This is a genomic window from Gilliamella sp. B2717, assembly GCF_026536675.1.
Classification (GTDB): Bacteria; Pseudomonadota; Gammaproteobacteria; order Enterobacterales; family Orbaceae; genus Gilliamella; species Gilliamella apicola_I.
The window spans coordinates 266-518 of record NZ_JAFNNQ010000029.1 but is presented as its reverse complement, the minus strand read 5'-3'; the positions used below and the strand labels follow the sequence as shown (position 1 = coordinate 518).

Below are 253 nucleotides of genomic sequence, written 5' to 3'. Positions count from 1 at the left end.
AATTTTTTCCTGGCAATTTGACTTTTACTGTATATAAGGCATTAAGCTTATCTTGATTATTCAACACCCAATCAGGGGTATCCAATACCTGATAATCGATTTTTACATTAACTTGTGTTTCCTTTCTTCCTGTAAAACGACCTTTTTCATACGTTTTTTCTGTTATATCTTTTACTTTTACTATTTTTTTAGGGCCATAGCAAAATGAACTATTGTAAAAAGGTTTCTTCCATCTATCATCAATAGATTGAAA

At 29.6% G+C, this 253-nt stretch carries 1 protein-coding gene; it reads right to left on the bottom strand.

Translation table 11 applies throughout. The annotated features are described in order from the left end of the window. A partial coding sequence (locus J3U35_RS05230) for a hypothetical protein (RefSeq protein WP_267360013.1) occupies window positions 1-253 on the bottom strand: 253 nt, incomplete at both ends.